Source organism: Enterococcus sp. E5-37 (genome assembly GCF_035726925.1).
GTDB lineage: Bacteria > Bacillota > Bacilli > Lactobacillales > Enterococcaceae > Enterococcus_B > Enterococcus_B faecium.
Map to the genome: position 1 here is coordinate 17,686 of NZ_JAPMLG010000017.1, position 20,963 is coordinate 38,648.

A 20,963-nucleotide genomic window follows, 5' to 3' on the forward strand; every position below is an offset into this window, starting at 1 on the left:
CCTTATGATTTGGCTTGTGCTGCTAACATAGAAAACATATCGCCTAGTTGATCATCAAGACTGTTAACTGTTTTTTCAGAATCAAGAGCATAATAATTTTTCAGTTCTAATAAGCTATTTAGTTCTTCGCCTTCTAAACCAGCTATGTTTCTTGACCGAATCGCTAGTATCCGCTGAAATTGAGTGTCTTCGCTTAAACCAGACATCAACGCTTTGAAAGTTAGATAATGCATTGAACCTTGCTCATTTAACAAATCGATTTTGTAATCTGCCATAAACGAAGAATAAATAGCTCCAGCGTCTTGAGAATACGAATAATTCATATTTGAATCCTGACCAGTCGATTCTCCTTCACTTCCAATGCTTCCATATGGATTCGATTGAATATAGTCAACTATGTCGTTAATAGCTTGTTGCATTTCTTCAAAAGTGAATGTATCTTCTGCTTTTTTTGAATCGATATAAAACAATTTGAACCCAAGAATTATTTTTTCTATAGACTCCAAATTTTTATCGTCAATTAGTTCATAGAATCGAATAACAGTGTCAAAAGACAAATCAATTTGATACTCATTACCTGAAATAATCACTGTTGTTTCTGGTTTTCTCGTTAGATCAAACATCTAATCACTTCTTACGATTATTTTTGTAATGTTTTTTTGCTGTTTTACTACGTTCAGAAACAACTTCCCCCAACTCTTTTTCAAGCAATCCAATAATTGTGAAAAGGGCTTTTGTACTTTTGTTGTAAAAATTATAAACGCGATTACCTTCACCACTCCCAAGAATCACATCTAGAGTAGTTACAGCTTTATCTTTTAATTCATCCATTTCAGATTGAGTAAATTCTTTGAATTCTTTAGCTCCATTATCATCTTCATCCATTTTTTCAAGTTTTGAAGTCATATTTTTTAATTGATCTGGAATATCAATAGTCGTTAAATCGGTTAAAGTTTTGTCAATTTCATCTGAAATTTGAACTTCATATACTTTCCCTGCGATTTTCATAGATTTTGTTAGCGATAATTTAGCATCTAAGTCGATAATATTGTTAATAGCCATTCGTTTTCCTCCTAATAACCAGAGGCTTCATAGCCTCTAGTTATACATTCTCAATCTTTTTTTATGCAGCTGTAACGGTTACTGTGCATTTAGCAGTCTTGCTACCATCTTTAGTAGTCACTGTGATATCTGCAGTTCCAGCTTTAACTCCTGAAACTTTCCCTGTTGAATCAACACCTGCAATAGTTGCATCGCTTGATTTCCATGTCACTGTTTTATCTGTTGCGTCTGCCGGTAAAACGGTAGCTGTTAAGGTTTCGTTTGCCCCAACCACAAGTGAAGTCGTCGTTTTATTCAACGCTACACTGGTAGGGCTAATTACTCCCCCGCTTTCACCATTTTAGGTTTCCCATTGAATGCCATTGTGAAGCTGAAGGTTTGTTTAGCATTGGCTGCACCGCCAAACGGTACAATAGAAGTCAGTGTAACAACAGCTTGAATCTTATTCCCTTTGGCATCAGTCCATTGTGCTAACGTGCGTAATTCATCTCCGATTGACAAGAATTTAGACGCTACATAATCTTGAGCTGGATCTCCAAATACACGGTGTCCCGCAACTTGGAACGTGATATTTTTACCAGTTACAGTGGAATCAGTGAATCCTTCTCCATCGTAGTAAGGGGATGCATCTGTAGTGTCCGCTGCAGCTGGAGTAATAGTTGTGATCCCTGCTGCTAATGGTGCGAATTTAGCCGATGCGATTTGATCTAAATCTGTACTTCCTGAAGTATCGATTTCCAATTTGTTTTTAAAGTTTAGTAAAAATTCTTTACTATTTTCTGCCATTTAAATTTCCTCCTAATTTTTGAATTGATGAATGGTGATTTTGATACCTAATAAATAAGTTGAGTTCCCTTGAGTGTCCTGTTCGCTTACAAAAGGTGTCTCGCTTATTTCGATACCTAAAAAGACGAAACTCCCATCCTCTGATGCTAGAGTTGAAAGCTCGTCTAAATGATTTGATATAAGCCATAATGTTTTGTTGGCTTTTTCTTGATCTTTTGTATTAAATCCTACTTCGTAAAGCATTTCACGCTCTTTCGTACCGTCAAAGTATTCTTCTACTGTTCGGCTACCCGGCATAGAATAAACGCAAAGTGTATCTTCACCGTTTAGAAATCCCATCGAGCATGGCATTGGAAGGCCTTGAATAGAATCTATCGAGTCAGATAATCGTTCCCATAAATCCATTACAAGTTTCCTCCTTTGATAAATGCCCTACGCCAACTATCCATATGATTAGCTTTTGCTCTGAGGTCCCAACGTCGGCTTGTCCCTGGCGTTGTATAATTCTTAACTCTACTACCATTGACGATCCCTCTAAATTGAGGTTTAGCGTAAGGAACGGTATATGTGATTCGGTTCTTGTTAACAAATGATTTGTCTCTTAAACGTCCTTGCCGTTTTGGCGCATATAGGTTCATGTCTGGATGCATCTGAGCAGTCATATAGTACAGTGCTGAATTGATGTTCATCACTGACAACTTACGATCGACGCCATTTTTTTCAACCTTAACATGGAGCATTACAGCACCTCCAACTCGTACGAGTAAACTTCATTGCTGAAAGGGTTACGGTTATCAACGATAGTAGTGATAGTGTATGTTTCGCCTTCGAAATCAATCTCTGAACCAACGTTATTCTTACTGATTGTTGGCATTGGATCAGAAACACCACCAAATAAAAAAGCGATAGCATTCGCTACCACTTGCCTATTGTTATTCGTACCACTATATACTGTCTGCGGTTGAAAGATCATATTTTTAATCGTAATTGGATCGGAAAAAATAGGCTTCTGCCATTTGTCTTTTCCTTGTATTAGACGCAGCACAATAGATTGATTGCAGTACTCCTTTGGTATTAATGGAATCATCTATAATCAACTCCTTTGTAAAGAAGCCCTGTATAAATCAATTCGTTATAAGCCTCTGTTGCAACCATCGTTCTGCCAACTGTTGCTGCATTCGTGCTTCCAGATTCAATACGCATACGACCAACGCTGACACTTGAAGGGGAAGCATTTAGTAAGTCTGATAACGAAGTAACTCCAACTGACTTCAAATATTCAATTTGGACAGCCATTGCGATTTTGAACTTATCCACTCGATATTTGAACGTGTCATCAGCTAAAGAATGTCTCATGTAAAAATCGCCTGTCACTCGATTAAGCTGACGTGCAGCACATTTTTCTAAGTCATCAAACTCCGAAACTGATACTTTGTTGAATCCTGATTTTAAATATTCATCGTGCGTAAGATAGCTCATAACTGCCTCCTTTCAATTAAAAAGGATAGTTTAGTAGCTATCCTTCGCTTGCTGCGGTTACCGTGACTTCACACGTAGCAGTTTTACCATTTACGGTTGTCGCTGTGACCGTCGTAGCTCCTACTTTAATAGCAGTAACCTTTCCTTGCACTGGCGTTACTGTTGCAATTGTTTCATCGCTAGAGGTAAATTTGACTGATTTATCAGTTGCCGTTTCTGGTGATACAGTAGCAGACAATGTTTCTGTTGCTCCCACCGTTAGCGTAGCTGTTGTTTTATTCAAAGTTACGCCGGATGGGGCTAAGCTTTTGGGGCCAAAGAGACAGATACACCTTCTTTTTGTTGTTCTTTGATAAAGCAGTCGTGGTATAAGCGGTTTTGATATAAGTAGCCATCACCTTGTGAATGTTCGCCCGGTGCAAACAAGAAGACAGTGTTTTCTTTAACCACGGGGATAACTGCTTGTTTAGCGACAACTAAGATATTGATGTCTTGTGCATCAGCGGCAGCAGCGTAGCCATCAGTGAAATCGAACTTAGTTTTGAAACGAGTATCGTCCCAAACTTCGACCAATAACACACCATCAAGAGAAGTTACCCGAGATTCTAGTGCCGTTTGCCCAACATTTTGATTAGTGATATTACGAGTAAATTCTGAAGAACGTTCTAATGCATCCATTACGGTCGTTGATACAAACGCTACTAAATTTTGTGGTCCAAATTTACGAGCTGGTAAAATTGCAGCTTTAATGGCTGAATAAGCATTCTTTTCAGTAATTGTTTCTTCCTTAGTCTTGCCTGCTCCTAAAGCTAAAGTAGAGAAACGGTAAGCATCGATTTCTGGTTGAACGTGTTCAGTGATAAATACATTTGAAATTTTAGCTACAGCTAAGTCTTGATTCGTTTCATCAACGTCTTGTTTATCGATGTAAAATTCAACGTCTCGATCTTGACCCATTGTGTAAACTTTTTTGTCATTTCCATAAGTACCGCTGTTGAATCCCTTGTTGCGTGTATGGTGTTTTAAACCAGAAGTTGAAATAGTCGTTAATGTAAATGATTTACCACCGTTCACAAATTCAACTTGTGGAATACCTAAGATCGTCGTTAACAATCCTTGAGTGATCTTCTGATCGAAAATCCCATTGTCTTTTGTAATGTAATTAATTGCCATATTTTATTCCCTCCAAATTTAATTTTTGTTTGGTAAAACTCCTAATGCTTTAGCGAACACATCTTCTTCTACATTCTGGCCAGAACTTGGATTGCCCCCGAAAGTAGCTTTTTTACCTTCTGGATTGGGCGGAACAGGTTCATTTGAGCCAAATAAATAACCGTCGCTCTCTTTGAGTGCGGCCAGTTGTTCATCTAATCCTTTTAATCCCTCGTCTGTCAGTTCCAATGATTCGCTGTCTAGCAAGGCTTTAGCAGCCTTAATGTTTTTAGCCCCGGCTTGTGTTAGAGCTAAGTCAATCGCTGATGATTTTTTAAGATCAGCAATTTGTTGTTCAGAACTCGTCTTGATTTCATCGAACCTAGATTGTAAATCCTCTAACTGCTTAGTAAGATCTTCGTTTCCTTTAGCATTTGCTTTGAAATCATTCAGCTCATTTTGGTTTTTCTCTAACTGTTCTTGATATTGAGTGGCCTGTTGTTCCGCGGTAGACACCCGACTATTCAACTCGTTCACAGTCACACCATGCAAAGCCATAATTGATCCAATCTGTTCATCAGTTAAGCCAAGTTCTTTCAGTTCTTCACGTTTCATTTCATTCATCCTTTCGTTGTTTAACGAGGCTACGCCCTCGATGGATTGAACAGTTTAACGCCGTATTCGGGGCAAAATAAAAAGACTAGCGATTGCTAAGCCTAAAACTATTAACTTTGTACTTGTTCTCTACTGTAATCACGAACTAAGAACTCATGTTCGTTGATAAGCTCCCTTAACTGTTTCTGTTTGTTAGCAATCACTTGTTTGCACATCTGGACAGTTTCGGGATCTTCCAATTCTAACGCCGCATTCATTCGCTTCTTCTGGTAACGAATATCACGCTCAAGTTTGCGTTGCTTTTGTTGTATTTCAGCATTTTCTTGCGCTTCGTCAGCGTCATATTGAGGTTGGTTGTTTGTATTAATATCTGGCCTTCCGGGATAAAGGATATGCTTACAATTAATGCCTTGGGTACCATCTGGCTCGCCATAACCATGATCATAGATAGAGGGCAAATATTTAAATTCATCAGGTGCTTTGTTCTTAGGCACAACTAATACCCAATCTCCTTGTATCGTTGCGCATGCTTTTCTAGCAGATGGATGACTACTCATTAATGCAGTGACACAATCGAAGTCCTCCATTCGTTTCAAACGAAGATCGTTAAACGTTCTGTGTGAGGTGGATTGAATCACTGTTCTCGAGTAAGCTTCCATCGACCATTCACGTCCAGCTTTATCAACGAAACCTGATTTGATCCCCATATCTACCATTTTGTAGACGTTATCTCTAATGGCTTTCTCGTGCGTTTTAAGACCCGTCATGGATTCTAGGGTAGATTGTTTAAGAATTGCCTGATAGGCTCGCATTACAGCATTCTCGTTGAAATTCGTAGTGATTAACGTTTGATTGACATTGTTGTTTAAATCTTTGAACGTTTGACGAACCAAAGAGTCTAGAATTTTGTTTACGTCGTCAGATACAGGAACACTTTTATGGACCATTCGTTCTAACTCTCGATCAATTTCATTAACGACTTTTACGCCGTTACCTTTGATTAATTGTTCGATTGCTTCTTGTGTTTCTCCTGTGTAACTAGCCAAAAGATCGATAACATTTTCGTTAAGCACGCCCATTTTAGATAGCTGCTTAGCTTGCCATAGTAGAACGTCTTCTTTTTCAACATTCTCAAAGCGAGATTGTTTTAACGCTTTGATGATTATGTTAAAGATACGATCTTCAAGTTCTGAATAAATATTAGTGATTGAATCCGCATCACGCTGCATTTTATCCGGTGTGATCATGACTAATCGCCTTCATTCAAATTATTATTGCTTTTCTTCTGCTCTTTGGGCGGTTCAATTTCGAAACTCTCATCACCGAGAATTTCATTGGCTTTCTCTTCGTCAAATGGAAATGATGCTGTAATAAGAGATATAGCCGAATCTCTAGGCAATTGCTTAGACGCTACTTGCTGAACAATATTTATAAGCGCTGTTACTTGAGCGCCATTCATAGATACCTTCTGAATAGTGTTGTCGTCCTTGGAATTAAGTAAAGCCCCAGATGTTTTAAAACTATCATTTTCACCATTCGGCACTGTTTTGTCTCTCTCAGGAGTATCAGGTTCATCCCCCAACCAAAGCTTCACTTCTTCATCTGATAAATTGTAATTACGCTTCAAGAATTGATCTTTAGGCATTGCGCCTGCGACAAAAACTTTCAAATCATTCTCCAATTGTTTATTTCGATCGACAAATAGACCATCCTCAAAACTAACTGTTACTAAATAACTATCATATTCAATAGAGAATAGCGGTTTCTCGCTTTCAAACATTTCTCCGTATCCTGCAAGCTCAAAAATAGAATGAATAAGCTCATTGATAACTTTTTCAACCATAGTCAAATAACTTGAACGTGTCTGATAAGTCATGGAATTGTTAGAAACAATCTCAGTGGCCGTTTTAATACCGTCATCTGCATAGTTCATCGAACCCACTGACAAACCAACCTGCACCTCGAACTCTTTAATCAGATGGCTGATAGCGTCCTTATATTGAACTGTACGAATAGGTGTTGTAATATCTTTGACCCCTATATTCTCAGCGCCGTATACACCAGCGAATACGTTCTGATCACTATCAAACATTGGCGGATGGGCTTCATCTGTTTTAAGAAACTCTGCAGGAACTACAACACGTCTTTGTCCCATTTGTATTTCCCAAGAAAATTGGTCATGAGTATTATTGATGGTATCTAAGATTTCTTTTGCATTATCAACGATTCCAACGCCTAATGGGCTCTCTAACGATTTATTGTTAGCTCCAGGCGTTCTGAAGTAAGCAAAAAGCGGTCTCTTCAAGCCTTCTAGTGTAACTGTTTCAGCTAAGTCAGGATATAGAATCGACAGTGGAACTTGCTTTCCAACAACGTTACTGTTGTCAGATTTGTAAAGCTCATTACTGATAACATACTTTTCGTCTTGCCACTCATGAAATTCGAGGAGCGTGTAGTAGTAATTCGTGTCCCCTTCAGTTTGAATTGATTTAGTAGCAATAGCACATTCGCTGATTTCATTTGTGTTAGAACGCAAAGGATAAAACTGATCTGCTCTGATCCAAGAGATTTTGATTTTATCTCCATCAATATAAGGACGCATAGCAAATCCACCGGAAGCAATTCCTTTTTCAAGATTCAATTCGAACAAATTATAGAAATTGTTGTCGTATAATGTTTGTTCCAAAAATTCAGATGCTTCTTTAATCTCTTTAGAAACATCCTTTTTATCAGTGGGATCGTTCAGCGTAACTTTACATTTTTCATTGAAAATGATACTAGCCAATCGTCTCGCAGCAGTCTTAGTCACGTTCAATGATTTAAATTCTCGTTTTTTATTGTCGCCAAATGAACTCTTATAGTTGACATCCGGAAATAAATTAGCATAATATTTGAAGTTCTCCGCTATTCGAGCGTACTCTAGCGAATCAATCCCAATTTTTGGGTGATCAGTGATCTTCGCTATATCTTTTCCATTAACGTTCATATTCACACTATCAACTCCTCTCTTGAACATATTTTTGATCGTTTGAATTACTCCCATGATTTCACCTACCATTTCAGTCCTAAATCATTTAGATTATCTTTTACAAAATATTGGAACTGGTCACATGTATGGTCACCAACTTTGATAACTTTTGGATCATCAGATTGTAAAGTATCTTCATCCCATCGATAATCACGATGCTCTTTAATAAATATTCGATTTGCTTCTGTATCCAAATAAAAAAACCTGCCTTGTGCAAGGAGGTTCTGTACATAATCGATCATATCCACTTTTTTAGCTTTGGCCACCGCATGAAATCTTATGCCAAAATCTTTATAGTATTGATTCTTTAAAGCACCTTCTGCTGAATCAATCGTGATTTTATAGGCATATTTATTGTATTTAGATTGACATCGCTCAATAAAATCATGCAAATCTTTAGAAAGCTCATCAGGTGCCTTCTTATTTACTTTTCCTTCAGGAGAATAATAATAAGTATCTAATAAAATGACATTTTTCTTTTTGGTAATAGCGTAGCAACCACAGGTAGTCGCTGATATTTGGTGTCCACTATCGATTGAAAAGCAAATCTGAACGATGTAATCATCATCTGGTAACTCATCAAGCGGATGGAAATGATCCATGTTATAGATGAGCGTACCCAGACCAATCACTTCGCCTAAGTAAAGCCATCGATAGTAATCTTCATCATTTTCTCTATACGTTTCTATCAGCTTTAATTGCTGAGGATCCGTAAAACCTAGCTCATCATCTTTATAAGTCGAGTGGTCCACTAAATGATCATCTAGGCGTATGCATTTCTCTACCCATTCATTAACCCAATCATATGGATTCTTGGGTGGATTCCATGAATAGTAAACTTGTACTTGATCTACCCATTGCGAACGTTGACGAATGAAAGTAGCATTCGTTTGGTTAAATACTTCCTCACTTTCAAAGTTTGCAGCTTCTTCATACCACAAAGCAATGACATCGCCAATTGCATTTGATTTTAGTTTTAAGGGATCATCAACACCATAAAAATAGAACTTAGAGCCAGTACGTTTATGAATGATTCTCAAAGGAGAAGTACGAAACTTATATTCTTTTGAAATGCCTAACATTGAAAGTGCCCACTTGATTTGTTCATAAACAGCATCTCTTAAATACTTGTGCTGACTCATCATGCAGACAACATTTACTTTGTGCTTAGCTTGTGTGTGCTTCTTCATTTCTGTTGCTAACTTCAAACTGATAACAGATGATTTAAAAGATCCACGTCCACCTTTCATTAAAATATAAGGACATTTTGCCCGCCATACTTTATAAAAATGCGGGTTAACCAAGTCCGTAGTCTTAATTTGAGTTTGTTTCTTGGCCATTAATGCCATTTGAACCAGCCTCGCTTTCAACTAACGGAATGTCATCAATAATTACAGTTTGTTCTTCTGACGAATCATAACCATCATCTAACTGCTTCAATTGTGCTTTTGCTAAATTGACTTGTACATCCATGTATTCTAGTTTCTTTCTACGTTCATCATGTTCATCAGCTATAGAGACAAATTGTCTAATTAAGCTAGATAGCGTGCTCATAGCCCTTGATTGTGCATTCATGAAATTAGCTTGCTTGTCCCAAGCATATTGAATAGCATATTCTTCTGAACTTCCAGAATCACTCGAGGACCACTTAGAAACTTCTTTGGACAAACTACCCTCATAATCAACATACATGATTTTCTGTGCTCGGATAATAGCCGTGTACTGGATCATGATATTATTCCATAATATATCCTCAGGTTTAGAGGTTGCAACCTCATTCATAATTTCTAATGTTTCAGAAGGTAACCAATTGGCAAAAAGGCCATGGGTAACAGCGTTTTTGTTGTCCTCTGGCGCTCCTTTGTTGTTCGGAATATTTGCGTTCTTGGTTGCAACCTTTTCTCGAGACCAGTAACGGGATTTCCATGACTTTACTGTGCTGATGGATACACCATACTTTTCCGCTATTTCTTTATACTTCAACCCTTTTTCATAATCATCTTTAGCTAGTTCGTATTTCTTCACATGTGACACCACCTCGCTTGTTTGCAACATTTGTTTTGTAATCTACACATACTTTGAAAGATTTTCCTGTATGTGTTTATCTGAATAGAAACCATGACCGCAATAAAGAAGTTTGCATTTATCAATTTCATTTGGCGTAGCTTCTCTGGTCATTTCAATGATGGAGTACTTCTTTTTAATCTGGACTGACTGAACCACTCTGATTGGATCATCTGTGTTGGGTTGTGGATACCTATTTGTTAGCGATATATACCAGTAGTTTCTCATTATGTAGCCTCCTTTATGTAAAATATGTGTAGTATAATAAAAATATAAATTATAGGGAGTGAAATTTATTATGGACTTTTCATCAATTACTTTGTCAGATTGGATTTCAATAGCCTCAATAGTTGTGAGTTTTATCGCTTCGTTGATTGCTGTTTTTATCTCAGTGGCATCTCTTATTCAAAATAGAAATATTTTAAAAGAAACGAATGCACCAAAACTAGTTATATATGCTAACCATACAACCTCCGGATTTTATGGAAAATATATTGTAGTAAAAAACTATGGAAATACAGAAACAAAAATTTTGGATATTAAATTTGATGGTAAGCTTCATGAATTAGATCAAAAATTTTTAAATAGTTTAAAAGGCACAACAATCTATCCCGGGCAAGTAATAACAAATGGTTTAATCGATGAAGCAGATTTCGGGAAAGAAAATGTTCAAATTTCTTCAACATATACGGTTTATGGAAAAAGTGTACATGAAACGTTTATATTAGATTTCAACCGATTGGATAGTACCTTCTACTCAAGCAGTGGGAATAAATCCAATAATAAATATTCAACTGTTAAAGCTTTGGAAAATTTGAATTTAGATTTAAATAATATTGCCCATACTTATGCTAAAAAAAATATGTAATAATATATATTAATAATCAGCGGCAATCAATATATAAAGACGTATTGCTAAAATTGTGTACACATCATTTTTTATATTGATTATCGCTGACTATCGTTAAAGAAGAAGCATCGAAAACGATGCATGTTTTATTTTTGAAGAACAATTATTCGGAATAAAAGAATGAATTAATTTGTGAGTGTCTCATCTAATAATTGCCTTCACTTATAGGTGGGAATGGTTTACAAATTTTAGCTAATCTCAAAAAGGTTGATTTGGTGTCCATATTCAAAATAATTATCGATTTTATTTTTTATCCTCTGAGACATAGATTTCACTGTTCCGACAGCTAAGTCCATTTTTTCAGCAGCTTCTCCATAAGTGCATAGATCTTTATTGATCAGATGGAATAATGTCAGTTCTTTATTAGACAATAAAGATTCTATCTCCGTCACTTGGAGCAACATTTCTTTTTTCTTTGGGGAAACCGTCCCTTCAGCTGGTTTTTCTATTTCTTGCAAGTAAACTTGATAACTCATAACATCGATATCTGCCACTTTAACGGCTCTCCTATGTTTTGGTATCTTCTTAGCTTGTTCATCGTCAAATGGTTTTTCTCTCCCTGTTTCTAGCCAAAATAAAGCATATTCTGTTGTTGATATTGCTTCTGCTATCACTTTTTGGTCTGCGATGTCTTGAGGAGTGCGATCATCTATTAATTTATGTATCACTCTCCCATTTTCGTTAACAGGCACGCGATATCGTTTATTTAAAATTTTTTGATGCTGTTTTTTCAATATATTCAAGTCAGTTTTGTATTCTTGAATCAACTCATTCATATAGATAGCCTCCTCAATTTCGCAAATAAAAAGGCGGACACAAATCAACAAGAAAATTCTCGTTAACTTGTATCCGCCAGTTTTCTGGTAGGATAATATTTAAAATAGTTGTTTTACTTCTTCTTTAACTTGCTTAACTTTATTGCAATGAGACTCTATAACTGTTGTTCCAAACGAAGGAAGCTCGACACTTTTCATTTGACCGTTTGAAATAATGATTAAACAATGTTCTCCTTGCATTTTTTCAATGTCGCTTAATTCAATTACCTTTAGCTCCATAGCTGCCTCCTGTGATATAATAGACTTACCTTGGCAGGGGCAAATCATATTTGTCACGAGCAGCGAGCTAATAATGGCTTGCTGTTTATGTTTATTAACAATATTATGCTGATAAGGAATTCTCTATTAGCTACTTCAATAATTCTTCATACTTTATATTTAGCAATAAACCCATCGATATCTTTGATGTCATATTTTGGACGGCTGTTTTCACCGAATATGATTACTTTCAATCCTTTTTTTACCCACTCATTGATCGTTCCTGCAGATGTCCCCGTGTAATGAACTGCTTCTTTTTGAGTCAGATAGCGTTTAGGCACATATCCAACTAACAATGAGTCTAAGTCATTTTTATTGATAAATTTGTCATTCATATTGATTTCTCCTTATATAACTTATAATTCTGTTTTTATAATCTCCATATCCACCAATCTCACCACTGCTAAATTCTCTTTGCTTTTAGCTGTCCATTTATCGCATTCCATCGTGTTTTCAATACGAATGATTGCTGAGTGATTATAGAGATGCTCTACATATCCACGAAATGGATAGATGAATCCTTCTGCTTCGCAGCGAACCATGTCACCGACTTTGAATTTTGGTTTCTTACGTTTTTTAGGATTCTTTGTCGGCATATCTAGCATCAAACCGCCGATGCCGTGACTACTAGCGTAAAATCCGTCTTTTAGTTTCATTATTTCTCCTCCACATACCTAAATTGTCGTCCTTTTGAATCAATCCATAAGCTACTAGCTCTATCCCAGATGGTGTTTTTGCTCAGACCAGTAATTTCAGATAACTGTTCAGCGGTACCTGTTACTAGAATTCGGTCACCATGCCAGATTGCAATTTTTCTCGGCGTTTTCCGTTTGGGTTTTTCAGTCCACATTGATTTACCGAGCTTTTGGACTTCTGCAACTATTTCTTTGTCTTCCTGCCAAGATTCTGACTTGGTTAATTCAGCAATTCGTTTCATTGCTATTTTCTTATCCACACTTACCCCTCCAATCTACGAATTTCCCTTCTTAAATTCTCTATGTGCAAATCGATTGCCTTACTCGCCGTTTCATTGACCATCACTGCCTTTGTTCGTTCCAGATCGTCAATCTCACGCTGAAGGCTTCGAATACGCATTTGAATCACTTCTTCTGTTGTCATGATGGACCACCTCGTTAAAAACGCTCTTCCTTGAACGTATTCCGATATTTTTTAGCTAAAATCAACGGAACTTGATATTTATGACAAAACAACTTTGCCTTGATCTTAAAGTCTTTTGTCTGCATTCCTTTGACATCTACGACTTTGACAAGTTTGCCGTTTTTATAAAATGTGAAGTCAGGAATATACTCGATCTTGCGATACTTCTTTCCTTCTAGTTCAAATTTCGGCATCAGCTCAAATCTTTCCTGAAGTTTTACTTTCCAGCTGTTCGCTTCCGCTTGCCACAAAGCTAGATCGTAGTACTCTGCTTCTGCGATAGAATCGAACTTGATACCTCGATGGATAGTTTTTCGATTACGATATTTATTCATTCTCAAGAAGCGCCTCCTTCTTAGCCTGATAAGCAGCAAAGCGAGCTTCTAATTCTGCTTTTTTATCGGGATCTAGTGCCTTTTCTTCTTGAGGTTTGTTGACCCAATCAGGCAACTTTTCACGCCGTACATTGTTTTGACGTTTAGGAAGATAGTTTTGTTTTTTCTTGTTTTTAAAAGCTTCTTGGGCTTTTTCTGCTGATTCCATTGTCTTAATTCCTTGATTACTCCATGAATTTAATATCGCTTCAACGTATTTTTTCAATCCTGGCATCTCAACGTTGTTTTCGAAAGCTAATTTAAAAGCAAAGAGAATCATATCTGCTCCCCAAGCTTTAATCATCGGTCCTAATGCTCCTTGCAAAAGTCCAGTAGGTGCTTTCCCACAGTTTTTTTGGATGAACTCATACACGCCTATATCATCTTCTTTATTTGTCTTGTTTTGTTTTGTATTGTTTATATAAGCTGAAGGATTTACTGTAGAATCTACTGAAGGATTTACTTCCCTATTTACTTTCGGATTTACTTTACTATCTACTGGAATATTTCCAGTAGTGGGATTTTCTACCGTATTATCTACTGTAGTTTTTACTGTAAAATTTCCAGTTAGATCAGAAAGAATATAAACTCCAGCTTTTGTACGACCTCTCTTTTTATATTGAAGGAGTCCATTTTGGATCAATTGGTTTCGATTATTAATCAATGTTTTTTCAGACGTTTTAGTCATTGCTTGTAGCCTTGTATTGGCAATCGATAATTCGCTCTGCCATCCACTTCTGTTTGCTATAGCCATAAGCTTGTACCAAAGCAATTGGGGACCAGCGCCAAGCTCGTTATATTCAAGCCAATTGTCGAAAGCATTAAGCTGTCCGATATAATCCAATTGAGTCCCTCCTTTCGTTCTAGTAATTTGAGGGAGAAAACTCCCTCATTATTTGTTTAACGGCGGATTAGATGCATCAAATAATCCAGTTTGTACATCTTCGTTTTCTTCAGAAATAACCTCTGCTTCTTTTCTTTCAGGAATATCTTCCTCAACTTCTGTTTCAGCAATAATGCTGCCATCTTCTTGAACTCTTTGGACTCTCTCATCCGATGTGGTGGCTTCTTGCATTTCGATGGACAAGATTCCCCATTTAGAAAGAAGATTTCTCAAAACAGTTTTTCGTGCCATTGCATTGTAATCAGATGCCCACACACCACTTAACTTTGTCTTATCGCGATCTTTATTGTTAGCAATCCGATGAGCTTCGATTTCTTGTTTGGTCCAATAGACAGTTTTTTTGAATCCATTCAGTAACTCGAAATAGCCAACATATCCAATAACTTCATCAGACGTTCTACCACTTGGATCAAACTCAAACTCTTCTGTCAGTCGGTTCCAGCTTTTTAGTTCTCCTTCGTAAACTTCAATCACATTTAATGCTTTGTATTTACCTGATCGTTGGGCTAATTGGATATATCCTTTATAGCCAAGCATAAATTGAGCTTTCTTTTCCCATTTTCCTGTTTGCTTGTTTTTACTATTGAATGGAACTAAATATGCATAACCTAAATTCTTATCTAGCCCAAGATTTAATGTTGCAGCAGTTAACGCACCACTCATGATAGACATTGGTTCACTATCTGCAAGATAACTGTCATTAGATACAAGAGTCATAACATTCGACATAAAAGCATTAGCATTGTCATGAAGTACTTCTTCAAATTTCTTTCTCATTGTTGGTGTATTCATTAGAGCTTTAAGCCCTAACTGTCCTGGTGCAACTTGTTTCTGTGGCTTTTCTGCCAATTGGTTTTTTAACGATTCATTTGTTGCCATTGTTCTTTTCCTCCTTCAGTGGTAATCCACAAATCGTACAATAACTCCAGGTTGTTTCTCTAAATTCGCTTCCACAGCGGGTACATCTTTCCATTATTTAATCTCCTTTTCTGTCAATCTTCTAGATTCAGTAATGCTATAGATTTCTTCATCACTTGCGATATCTGGATATTTCTCTGCTAATTTCTTCGTGTTCATGCGTTTAGTACTAACAAGTTTCCAACTGATGATGTTCCTTTGTGTAATGCCGATACTTGCCTCACGTTTTCCTAGCTCGCTGATAATCTCGTTGTCTACTTGACGGATAGCTGACTCAATTTCTTTTTTCGTCCGCTTGAGTTCTCTTTTTTGCTCGATAAGTTCATCAAAACGTGATGGTAGAGCTGTTTGATTTTCTTCTACATCTGCATATTTTTCTTTTAAGAAGTCAGCAGTCGCTTCACTTCCGTCAATTACAGGCTCGATACCTTCAACTACATTTGTTTCCCAAAATTCAACCAAGCGTTCTGTAATTGTATCGATTAATTCTTGATCTCTCGCAATTCGCTTCCAAATGAATCTTTGTCCGCCAATCAACACAGCGATATAACAATAATCTTTGTTCAAAACATTCATATAATGTTGAACCTGGCAGAGATAGCTAAGCGGGACTTCTTCTCCTTCCCACTCTTTACCAAGAAATTGGTTAGCTGTTTTGCATTCAAGAATGGCGTTTTCCCCTACTACGTCACGATCAATATTTGCTCTTAAAAATGGATGTAATGGATGTTCAAATACTTGGTTTCTTCTGCGTACTTTTTTGCCTGTACGTTCCTGAAACTCTTTAGCAACCACTTCTTCTAAAACATTACCCCAATAAGCGGGCTCACTTCCTGATTCTTCAAGTACTACTTGTCCTGTTTTTTCTAGCCATAGTTGATAAGGAGATTTCCATTTGTTCAACCCTAAAATCGTTCCAACATCAGAGCCGCCAATACCTTTTTTACGGTCCTCAAGCCATTCTTGATGGCTCATTTCTAAAGTAGACTTACTCATCGTCTTCCTCCTCTTGATGTGGGTTGCCCCATACAGGAGTCGTTAAATATTGATCCAGTGCTTGTCCAAAATCATTCATTGTTTTAACCTTCCTTTCGTGCTAAAATACAGTTAAGTTATTTTGATATGTTGCCGATTAGCGATTGCCGTCGCTGGTCGGTCTTTTTGGTGTCGGCACTTTGAAACTTTCTCTTGTGCACGTTGCTGAAAATACCCCTCCCCAAACTATCAATGCAAATCTAACATTAATGCTAGCTAGTACGATTGCTACTAGACTCATAAGCAAAGCGCTCTTGACAGTCATTTTAAATACAGTTTTCATTTCTTTCTCTCCTCTCTATATTTAGCAATTTCGCTAGCAAGATCTTCATTCATATGATTCTCTAAAAATCGAGCGACTTCAGTTTTAGGAATTCTAATTTCACCGAGTTTCAAAAAACCGATGTATCCCATCTCAATCAAATCTTTAACATTTTGAGGATTTGTTGTTATAGCTAATGCCGCTTCAGTAACTGAGTATGTTAATTTTTCAATGTTTCTTTTATTGTTGCGCTTCAAGACAACTTTTTTTGGAAAAATATTTTCCAATGTTTCCATTTCCATCATCCTTTCATATATCCTTGTACTACCCAGTACGACAGCCGTTCCTCACTAAGCTTGCGAATATCGATTCCAAGTATTTCGCATAATGCACTTATTAGTGTGACTTCAACCATGATCTCGTCTAAAAATTCATAAGCATATGCAATGATTTGTTGACGATCATCAACAGTTAAGTAATTTACTTGTTTAAGAAGAATTTTTTCTACTTCTTGCTTCTTCTGTTTCCGCTCATCTGATTCAATCATTTGCAACTTGTCTAATGAAGATGGATCTCTTCTATAAACATCACCATCTATTGATTTAAATAAACCAAAGAACTCATGAATCACTTGAAGAGTGAAATCTGAATCTCTAAAATGATCCGTTAACGCCTGAGCATTTTCCAACGTCACGGGCTTCGTATTAAGCAATGTTGTCCAATCGCTTAATGACTGTTGAGAGACGTTGATTTGTCTTGCTATTTCCTTTTTGGTCTCACCACTCTTATTAATTACTTCGACTAACGATTCTCGAATAACACTTGATTTTTTTAACAGTTTAAACACCTCATATTCTTATTCGCCCGTATATCAATACGAGCAATTTTTTTATACTATTAATTTAAAGAATCAAACGAAAGCTGCTTCGTCTAGTTCACGTTCAAGCTCTTTTTGAACTTCTTCAACTAAACGATCAAGTTGATCATCTGTAGCACACTTGATGATGTGAACTAGTCTAGGTCTAACATCAAGTACGATGTTTATTTTTTCTTGTCGTGTCATTAGAATCATCTCCTCATCATTTAGTTTAGTTCCGTTTTAGTTAACTATATCTCTAAAAAAATATCATCTGGTTCTTTATTAAACACCATAGCGATTTTGACTGCATTTTCATAGGAAAGTTTTCTTTTTCCTTTCTCGATCATCCAGTAAAATTCTTTAGTTAGACCAGCTTTATCAGCTACATCTTGAAAAGTTTTGCCGTTTTCCTTTCTAATTTTTTCTAGATTTTTTAGCACCATTTAAGTTCCTCCTTTTGTTAACTTCAAGTTAACTATATTTTAATTAACTATTTGTTAATTGTCAATAAAAAATTACACAATTAGTTAACTTTTTTTGTATTCCTTGTGTTAACCGTTTGTTAACGATAAAATCATAATAGAAACGAGGTGTTAACATGGACTTTGGAACCAGATTAAAAGAATTAAGAAAAAGTAAGAAATTAACCCAACAACAATTAGGTGATATTATCCATGTATCTAAAGTTTCAATTTCTGGTTATGAACGTGGGGAACGAAGCCCCGACAGAGAAACCCTAACAGCACTTGCTGATTATTTTAATGTCACAACTGATTATTTATTAGGTCGAAATCAAACTCCGGATTGGGCAGATAAAGATGATTTGATTGAACTCGATAAAATACTTGATTCAAACGTAGATATGGCTTATGGCGGTGAAACTTTAACAGATGAAGAGAGACAGCGTGTTAAAGATATTTTAACTGGTTTGTTCTGGGAATTTAGAAAAGAAGATAAAAACAAAGAGAAGTGATTTTTATGGAGAGAGACGTAATAAATCTAGCTGGTAAATTAAAGCAGAAATATAATTCTACTAATCCTTTTATCATTTGTGAACAAATGAGCATTCAAATTAAGTACGTGCCATTTATGAATAACCCGAAAGGACAATTTCAAGAGTTATTAGGGAGATCCGTCATTCTCTTAAGCCACGAATTGAAAGAATCAGAAGAGCGTTTTTATATTTGCGCCCATGAGCTTGGTCATGCCATTTTCCACAAAGGATTATCAAGTTATTACGTCTCTACAAGAAATTCTAGAAGCAAATCAGAAAGCGAAGCTAATTGCTTTGCTGCTAATCTCATTGTTTCTCTTTATAAAGAAGACAACGATCAATACCCTAGAAAAGTTGAGGAATTAACAAATTTGTATGGGCTTCCTGAAAGTATGTATAGATTTTTAATTTAATTGGCGGCTACTACTTCCTGCCCTAAGTGGGAGTGAAAAAAATCCCGGAGGAAAACTATGGAGTTAGAAAAATTTCAAGATACATTAAAACAATTAGGAAAACGAGTCGTTGAATTAAAAGATAGTATCGGAACAGAAGAAGCTACTAAAACTTCTCTGATTATGCCCTTTTTTGCAGCATTAGGCTATGATTTATTCAACCCTACCGAATTCGTTCCAGAATTTACTGCAGATGTTGGAATTAAAAAAGGAGAAAAAGTTGATTATGCGATTGTTCTTGAAGGTAAGCCAACAATACTTATAGAAGCAAAATCAATTAATGAGCAACTAACAAAACATGATTCTCAATTATTCAGATATTTTGGCACTACGGTATCGAAATTTGGAATACTAACTAACGGAGAAGAGTATAAATTTTTTACTGATTTAGATGAACCAAATAAAATGGATCTTACTCCATTTTTGACTGTTAATATTACTAAAATTAAAGACAGCCAAATCCCAGAATTAGCTAAATTTCACAAAGATAATTTTGATGTAGACAAAATTACGAGCTCTGCAGCTGAGCTTAAATATTTAAATTCATTAAAAAATTATCTTTCTTCTGAACTCAATGATCCAACTGAAGATTTCGTAAAATATTTACTTACTGAAATTTATGATGGTATGAAAACTAAACAAACCGTTGAAAAATTTAAACCTATTATAAAAAAAGGGCTAAACCAATTTATTGCTGAAAGAGTAAATGATAAACTGAGTGCTGCTTTAAAGACATCCGTTACTGTTGAGGACAATGAAACTAAATCAGAATCTAATACTACAGATGAAACAGATAGTGAAATTGTTACGACCCCTGAAGAATTAGAAGCTTATACTATTTGTAAAGTAGTCTTAAAAGATAAGATTCCTTTGGATCGATTATTCTATCGTGACAATAGAAGTTATTTCAATATTTTGTTAGATGATAATATAAGAAAATGGATTTTACGTGTCCGATTTAATACAAACGGAATGAAAATTGAGCTGAATGATGAAAATCATACAGTTTATGAATTAAACGAACCAATAGATATCTATAACTATTCAAGCCAAATTATTGATGTTGTAAATAAATTTTTATAAAAAATTTAATTTTTGGCGACTATCACTACCTGCCATTAAGTGGGAGTAAATCATTTAATTTTTGGAGGAAAAAATGGGGAAGAAAAAAGTTACAGGGGAAGATGGAAAAACTTACGTAATGAAGGAGAAAAAGCCTTTTTATAAAAGAGTTTGGTTTTGGATTCTTGTGGTTCTGGTTGTATTCATCGTTGGTGGTGCATTAAGTGGTGGAGATGATAATACTGTTAAAAGCCAAACCGAGTCATCCACATCGGAAAATATCTCCGATACTGAATATTCTAGTTTAAGCGAATCACAATACTCATCAACTTCTACATCAGTTACATTAGAAGAAAGTAGCAATCCATCCATTTCTTCTGATTCATCAGTTACATTAGAAGAAAGTAGCAATCCATCCATTTCTTCTGATTCATCAGTTACATTAGAAGAAAGTAGCAATCCATCCATTTCTTCTGATTCATCAGTGGAACCATCAACTTCTAACGATGTATCGCTTGAGTCTTCAAATGCACTTCAAGCTGCTAAAGACTATTTAGATTATTCTGCTTTTTCTCAGCAGGGACTTTATGATCAATTGATATATGAAAAGTACCCCGCTGATGCAGCTCAATATGCTATTGATAATATTAACGCTGATTGGAACGAGAATGCACTTCAAGCTGCTAAAGACTATTTAGATTATTCTGCTTTTTCTAAAGATGGTCTTTATGACCAATTGGTATATGAAAAATATA

The 20,963-nt window shown here is 36.1% G+C and carries 34 protein-coding genes and 1 pseudogene; 5 read left to right on the forward strand and 30 right to left on the reverse strand.

All coding sequences use genetic code 11. The features are described 5' to 3' along the window. Window positions 1-2: 2 nt before the first annotated feature. The 16 genes and pseudogenes from OS138_RS11640 to OS138_RS11715 all read right to left on the reverse strand — a co-directional run bounded on the left by OS138_RS11640 (window position 3) and on the right by OS138_RS11715 (window position 10,414). Window positions 3-623: a Gp15 family bacteriophage protein gene (locus OS138_RS11640; RefSeq protein WP_104889088.1), complete on the reverse strand. Its 621-nt coding sequence runs from the start codon at window positions 621-623 to the stop codon at window positions 3-5. Window positions 624-627: 4 nt separating this feature from the next. Further along, window positions 628-1,062 carry a hypothetical protein gene (locus OS138_RS11645; protein WP_002318697.1) on the reverse strand — a complete coding sequence of 145 codons (435 nt, stop codon included), beginning with the start codon at window positions 1,060-1,062 and terminating at the stop codon, window positions 628-630. 61 nt (window positions 1,063-1,123) lie between these two features. Next, window positions 1,124-1,360, reverse strand: a complete 237-nt coding sequence (locus OS138_RS11650) for an Ig-like domain-containing protein (RefSeq protein WP_205700050.1) — start codon at window positions 1,358-1,360, stop codon at window positions 1,124-1,126. Window positions 1,361-1,380: 20 nt separating this feature from the next. After that, complete coding sequence (locus OS138_RS11655) at window positions 1,381-1,848, reverse strand: phage tail tube protein (RefSeq protein ID WP_325070154.1); 468 nt, start codon at window positions 1,846-1,848, stop codon at window positions 1,381-1,383. 12 nt (window positions 1,849-1,860) lie between these two features. Further along, complete coding sequence (locus OS138_RS11660; RefSeq protein WP_016629363.1) at window positions 1,861-2,253, reverse strand: phage tail terminator protein; 393 nt, start codon at window positions 2,251-2,253, stop codon at window positions 1,861-1,863. Further along, window positions 2,253-2,588 carry a minor capsid protein gene (locus OS138_RS11665; RefSeq protein ID WP_104889089.1) on the reverse strand — a complete coding sequence of 112 codons (336 nt, stop codon included), beginning with the start codon at window positions 2,586-2,588 and terminating at the stop codon, window positions 2,253-2,255. The genes OS138_RS11660 and OS138_RS11665 overlap by 1 nt, the downstream gene beginning before the upstream one ends. Further along, on the reverse strand, window positions 2,588-2,935 hold the full coding sequence (locus OS138_RS11670; RefSeq protein WP_016629361.1) for a putative minor capsid protein: 348 nt from the start codon (window positions 2,933-2,935) through the stop codon (window positions 2,588-2,590). Before OS138_RS11670 ends, OS138_RS11665 begins: the two co-directional genes overlap by 1 nt. Further along, the gene (locus tag OS138_RS11675; RefSeq protein WP_002300152.1) at window positions 2,932-3,327 is read right to left on the reverse strand and encodes a hypothetical protein; all 396 of its coding nucleotides are present in this window, start codon (window positions 3,325-3,327) and stop codon (window positions 2,932-2,934) included. The genes OS138_RS11670 and OS138_RS11675 overlap by 4 nt, the downstream gene beginning before the upstream one ends. Window positions 3,328-3,364: 37 nt before the next feature. Then, entirely contained in the window at window positions 3,365-3,610 is a 246-nt protein-coding gene (locus tag OS138_RS11680; protein WP_002314912.1) for an Ig-like domain-containing protein, read from the reverse strand. Window positions 3,611-3,627: 17 nt separating this feature from the next. Next, window positions 3,628-4,500 (reverse strand): hypothetical protein, encoded by an 873-nt coding sequence (locus tag OS138_RS11685; RefSeq protein ID WP_104889090.1) that lies wholly within the window; start codon window positions 4,498-4,500, stop codon window positions 3,628-3,630. A gap of 18 nt (window positions 4,501-4,518) precedes the next feature. After that, window positions 4,519-5,094, reverse strand: a complete 576-nt coding sequence (locus OS138_RS11690) for a phage scaffolding protein (RefSeq protein WP_169061875.1) — start codon at window positions 5,092-5,094, stop codon at window positions 4,519-4,521. A 110-nt stretch (window positions 5,095-5,204) separates the two neighbouring features. Next, window positions 5,205-6,341, reverse strand: coding sequence for a phage minor capsid protein (locus OS138_RS11695; protein WP_148238217.1), 1,137 nt, complete (start codon window positions 6,339-6,341; stop codon window positions 5,205-5,207). A gap of 296 nt (window positions 6,342-6,637) precedes the next feature. After that, window positions 6,638-8,152 (reverse strand): annotated as a pseudogene (locus OS138_RS11700) (phage portal protein); the annotation flags it as partial. Continuing rightward, on the reverse strand, window positions 8,146-9,471 hold the full coding sequence (locus OS138_RS11705) for a PBSX family phage terminase large subunit (RefSeq protein ID WP_325070155.1): 1,326 nt from the start codon (window positions 9,469-9,471) through the stop codon (window positions 8,146-8,148). The pseudogene OS138_RS11700 and the gene OS138_RS11705, both read right to left, overlap by 7 nt. After that, complete coding sequence (gene terS / locus OS138_RS11710; RefSeq protein ID WP_325070156.1) at window positions 9,437-10,147, reverse strand: phage terminase small subunit; 711 nt, start codon at window positions 10,145-10,147, stop codon at window positions 9,437-9,439. Before terS ends, OS138_RS11705 begins: the two co-directional genes overlap by 35 nt. 42 nt (window positions 10,148-10,189) lie before the next feature. Beyond that, a complete protein-coding gene (locus OS138_RS11715; RefSeq protein ID WP_325070157.1) occupies window positions 10,190-10,414 on the reverse strand; it encodes a hypothetical protein in 225 nt (74 codons plus the stop codon). Between the two features lie 70 nt (window positions 10,415-10,484). Here OS138_RS11715 and OS138_RS11720 point away from each other — a divergent pair, with 70 nt between their 5' ends. Then, window positions 10,485-11,054, forward strand: a complete 570-nt coding sequence (locus OS138_RS11720) for a hypothetical protein (protein WP_325070158.1) — start codon at window positions 10,485-10,487, stop codon at window positions 11,052-11,054. A gap of 230 nt (window positions 11,055-11,284) precedes the next feature. Here OS138_RS11720 and OS138_RS11725 read toward each other — a convergent pair whose 3' ends face one another. The 14 genes from OS138_RS11725 to OS138_RS11790 form a co-directional block, all read right to left on the reverse strand. After that, window positions 11,285-11,872 (reverse strand): positive control factor, encoded by a 588-nt coding sequence (locus OS138_RS11725; RefSeq protein WP_325070159.1) that lies wholly within the window; start codon window positions 11,870-11,872, stop codon window positions 11,285-11,287. A 99-nt stretch (window positions 11,873-11,971) separates the two neighbouring features. After that, window positions 11,972-12,151 carry an XtrA/YqaO family protein gene (locus OS138_RS11730; RefSeq protein ID WP_081156593.1) on the reverse strand — a complete coding sequence of 60 codons (180 nt, stop codon included), beginning with the start codon at window positions 12,149-12,151 and terminating at the stop codon, window positions 11,972-11,974. A gap of 146 nt (window positions 12,152-12,297) precedes the next feature. After that, on the reverse strand, window positions 12,298-12,525 hold the full coding sequence (locus tag OS138_RS11735) for a helix-turn-helix transcriptional regulator (protein ID WP_325070160.1): 228 nt from the start codon (window positions 12,523-12,525) through the stop codon (window positions 12,298-12,300). Window positions 12,526-12,546: 21 nt separating this feature from the next. Beyond that, on the reverse strand, window positions 12,547-12,846 hold the full coding sequence (locus OS138_RS11740; protein WP_024636636.1) for a hypothetical protein: 300 nt from the start codon (window positions 12,844-12,846) through the stop codon (window positions 12,547-12,549). After that, a complete protein-coding gene (locus tag OS138_RS11745; protein ID WP_325070161.1) occupies window positions 12,846-13,145 on the reverse strand; it encodes a hypothetical protein in 300 nt (99 codons plus the stop codon). Before OS138_RS11745 ends, OS138_RS11740 begins: the two co-directional genes overlap by 1 nt. Before the next feature lie 2 nt (window positions 13,146-13,147). After that, a complete protein-coding gene (locus tag OS138_RS11750) occupies window positions 13,148-13,309 on the reverse strand; it encodes an antitoxin (RefSeq protein WP_325070162.1) in 162 nt (53 codons plus the stop codon). A gap of 14 nt (window positions 13,310-13,323) precedes the next feature. Beyond that, the gene (locus OS138_RS11755; protein ID WP_098189001.1) at window positions 13,324-13,683 is read right to left on the reverse strand and encodes a DUF1064 domain-containing protein; all 360 of its coding nucleotides are present in this window, start codon (window positions 13,681-13,683) and stop codon (window positions 13,324-13,326) included. Then, a complete protein-coding gene (locus OS138_RS11760) occupies window positions 13,676-14,566 on the reverse strand; it encodes a DnaD domain-containing protein (protein ID WP_325070163.1) in 891 nt (296 codons plus the stop codon). Before OS138_RS11760 ends, OS138_RS11755 begins: the two co-directional genes overlap by 8 nt. A 48-nt stretch (window positions 14,567-14,614) precedes the next feature. Beyond that, a complete protein-coding gene (locus OS138_RS11765) occupies window positions 14,615-15,505 on the reverse strand; it encodes a recombinase RecT (protein ID WP_113836646.1) in 891 nt (296 codons plus the stop codon). A gap of 93 nt (window positions 15,506-15,598) precedes the next feature. Continuing rightward, window positions 15,599-16,540: a YqaJ viral recombinase family nuclease gene (locus OS138_RS11770; RefSeq protein WP_325070164.1), complete on the reverse strand. Its 942-nt coding sequence runs from the start codon at window positions 16,538-16,540 to the stop codon at window positions 15,599-15,601. A 318-nt stretch (window positions 16,541-16,858) separates the two neighbouring features. Then, window positions 16,859-17,146, reverse strand: coding sequence for a hypothetical protein (locus OS138_RS11775; protein WP_002309082.1), 288 nt, complete (start codon window positions 17,144-17,146; stop codon window positions 16,859-16,861). Next, on the reverse strand, window positions 17,143-17,688 hold the full coding sequence (locus tag OS138_RS11780) for a hypothetical protein (RefSeq protein ID WP_002319161.1): 546 nt from the start codon (window positions 17,686-17,688) through the stop codon (window positions 17,143-17,145). The genes OS138_RS11775 and OS138_RS11780 overlap by 4 nt, the downstream gene beginning before the upstream one ends. A gap of 63 nt (window positions 17,689-17,751) precedes the next feature. Continuing rightward, window positions 17,752-17,904: a hypothetical protein gene (locus OS138_RS11785; RefSeq protein WP_002324034.1), complete on the reverse strand. Its 153-nt coding sequence runs from the start codon at window positions 17,902-17,904 to the stop codon at window positions 17,752-17,754. A 44-nt stretch (window positions 17,905-17,948) separates the two neighbouring features. Continuing rightward, window positions 17,949-18,143: a helix-turn-helix transcriptional regulator gene (locus tag OS138_RS11790; RefSeq protein WP_123827989.1), complete on the reverse strand. Its 195-nt coding sequence runs from the start codon at window positions 18,141-18,143 to the stop codon at window positions 17,949-17,951. A 155-nt stretch (window positions 18,144-18,298) separates the two neighbouring features. On the opposite strand from OS138_RS11790, the gene OS138_RS11795 reads away from it, so the two are divergent. From OS138_RS11795 to OS138_RS11810, 4 genes are all read left to right on the forward strand, one after another. Beyond that, on the forward strand, window positions 18,299-18,673 hold the full coding sequence (locus OS138_RS11795) for a helix-turn-helix domain-containing protein (protein WP_002324032.1): 375 nt from the start codon (window positions 18,299-18,301) through the stop codon (window positions 18,671-18,673). A gap of 5 nt (window positions 18,674-18,678) precedes the next feature. Next, complete coding sequence (locus OS138_RS11800; RefSeq protein WP_325070165.1) at window positions 18,679-19,107, forward strand: ImmA/IrrE family metallo-endopeptidase; 429 nt, start codon at window positions 18,679-18,681, stop codon at window positions 19,105-19,107. 57 nt (window positions 19,108-19,164) lie between these two features. Then, window positions 19,165-20,229 (forward strand): type I restriction endonuclease, encoded by a 1,065-nt coding sequence (locus OS138_RS11805; protein WP_002324030.1) that lies wholly within the window; start codon window positions 19,165-19,167, stop codon window positions 20,227-20,229. A gap of 73 nt (window positions 20,230-20,302) precedes the next feature. Next, a partial coding sequence (locus OS138_RS11810) for an Ltp family lipoprotein (RefSeq protein WP_231415523.1) occupies window positions 20,303-20,963 on the forward strand: 661 nt, incomplete at its 3' end.

Excerpts from the sequence above, each read along its gene's own strand:
- OS138_RS11805 (WP_002324030.1), top strand. The coding sequence starts at position 19,165 with ATGGAGTTAGAAAAATTTCAAGATACATTAAAACAATTAGGAAAACGA.
- OS138_RS11670 (WP_016629361.1), bottom strand. The coding sequence starts at position 2,935 with ATGATTCCATTAATACCAAAGGAGTACTGCAATCAATCTATTGTGCTG.
- OS138_RS11695 (WP_148238217.1), bottom strand. The coding sequence starts at position 6,341 with ATGATCACACCGGATAAAATGCAGCGTGATGCGGATTCAATCACTAAT.
- OS138_RS11655 (WP_325070154.1), bottom strand. The coding sequence starts at position 1,848 with ATGGCAGAAAATAGTAAAGAATTTTTACTAAACTTTAAAAACAAATTG.
- OS138_RS11765 (WP_113836646.1), bottom strand. The coding sequence starts at position 15,505 with ATGGCAACAAATGAATCGTTAAAAAACCAATTGGCAGAAAAGCCACAG.
- OS138_RS11645 (WP_002318697.1), bottom strand. The coding sequence starts at position 1,062 with ATGGCTATTAACAATATTATCGACTTAGATGCTAAATTATCGCTAACA.
- OS138_RS11640 (WP_104889088.1), bottom strand. The coding sequence starts at position 623 with ATGTTTGATCTAACGAGAAAACCAGAAACAACAGTGATTATTTCAGGT.
- OS138_RS11660 (WP_016629363.1), bottom strand. The coding sequence starts at position 2,253 with ATGGATTTATGGGAACGATTATCTGACTCGATAGATTCTATTCAAGGC.
- OS138_RS11790 (WP_123827989.1), bottom strand. The coding sequence starts at position 18,143 with ATGGTGCTAAAAAATCTAGAAAAAATTAGAAAGGAAAACGGCAAAACT.
- OS138_RS11775 (WP_002309082.1), bottom strand. The coding sequence starts at position 17,146 with ATGATGGAAATGGAAACATTGGAAAATATTTTTCCAAAAAAAGTTGTC.
- OS138_RS11725 (WP_325070159.1), bottom strand. The coding sequence starts at position 11,872 with ATGAATGAGTTGATTCAAGAATACAAAACTGACTTGAATATATTGAAA.
- OS138_RS11730 (WP_081156593.1), bottom strand. The coding sequence starts at position 12,151 with ATGGAGCTAAAGGTAATTGAATTAAGCGACATTGAAAAAATGCAAGGA.
- OS138_RS11705 (WP_325070155.1), bottom strand. The coding sequence starts at position 9,471 with ATGGCATTAATGGCCAAGAAACAAACTCAAATTAAGACTACGGACTTG.
- OS138_RS11685 (WP_104889090.1), bottom strand. The coding sequence starts at position 4,500 with ATGGCAATTAATTACATTACAAAAGACAATGGGATTTTCGATCAGAAG.
- OS138_RS11770 (WP_325070164.1), bottom strand. The coding sequence starts at position 16,540 with ATGAGTAAGTCTACTTTAGAAATGAGCCATCAAGAATGGCTTGAGGAC.
- OS138_RS11690 (WP_169061875.1), bottom strand. The coding sequence starts at position 5,094 with ATGAAACGTGAAGAACTGAAAGAACTTGGCTTAACTGATGAACAGATT.
- OS138_RS11795 (WP_002324032.1), top strand. The coding sequence starts at position 18,299 with ATGGACTTTGGAACCAGATTAAAAGAATTAAGAAAAAGTAAGAAATTA.
- OS138_RS11740 (WP_024636636.1), bottom strand. The coding sequence starts at position 12,846 with ATGAAACTAAAAGACGGATTTTACGCTAGTAGTCACGGCATCGGCGGT.
- OS138_RS11720 (WP_325070158.1), top strand. The coding sequence starts at position 10,485 with ATGGACTTTTCATCAATTACTTTGTCAGATTGGATTTCAATAGCCTCA.
- OS138_RS11755 (WP_098189001.1), bottom strand. The coding sequence starts at position 13,683 with ATGAATAAATATCGTAATCGAAAAACTATCCATCGAGGTATCAAGTTC.
- OS138_RS11785 (WP_002324034.1), bottom strand. The coding sequence starts at position 17,904 with ATGACACGACAAGAAAAAATAAACATCGTACTTGATGTTAGACCTAGA.
- OS138_RS11715 (WP_325070157.1), bottom strand. The coding sequence starts at position 10,414 with ATGAGAAACTACTGGTATATATCGCTAACAAATAGGTATCCACAACCC.
- OS138_RS11735 (WP_325070160.1), bottom strand. The coding sequence starts at position 12,525 with ATGAATGACAAATTTATCAATAAAAATGACTTAGACTCATTGTTAGTT.
- OS138_RS11675 (WP_002300152.1), bottom strand. The coding sequence starts at position 3,327 with ATGAGCTATCTTACGCACGATGAATATTTAAAATCAGGATTCAACAAA.
- OS138_RS11800 (WP_325070165.1), top strand. The coding sequence starts at position 18,679 with ATGGAGAGAGACGTAATAAATCTAGCTGGTAAATTAAAGCAGAAATAT.
- OS138_RS11750 (WP_325070162.1), bottom strand. The coding sequence starts at position 13,309 with ATGACAACAGAAGAAGTGATTCAAATGCGTATTCGAAGCCTTCAGCGT.
- OS138_RS11665 (WP_104889089.1), bottom strand. The coding sequence starts at position 2,588 with ATGCTCCATGTTAAGGTTGAAAAAAATGGCGTCGATCGTAAGTTGTCA.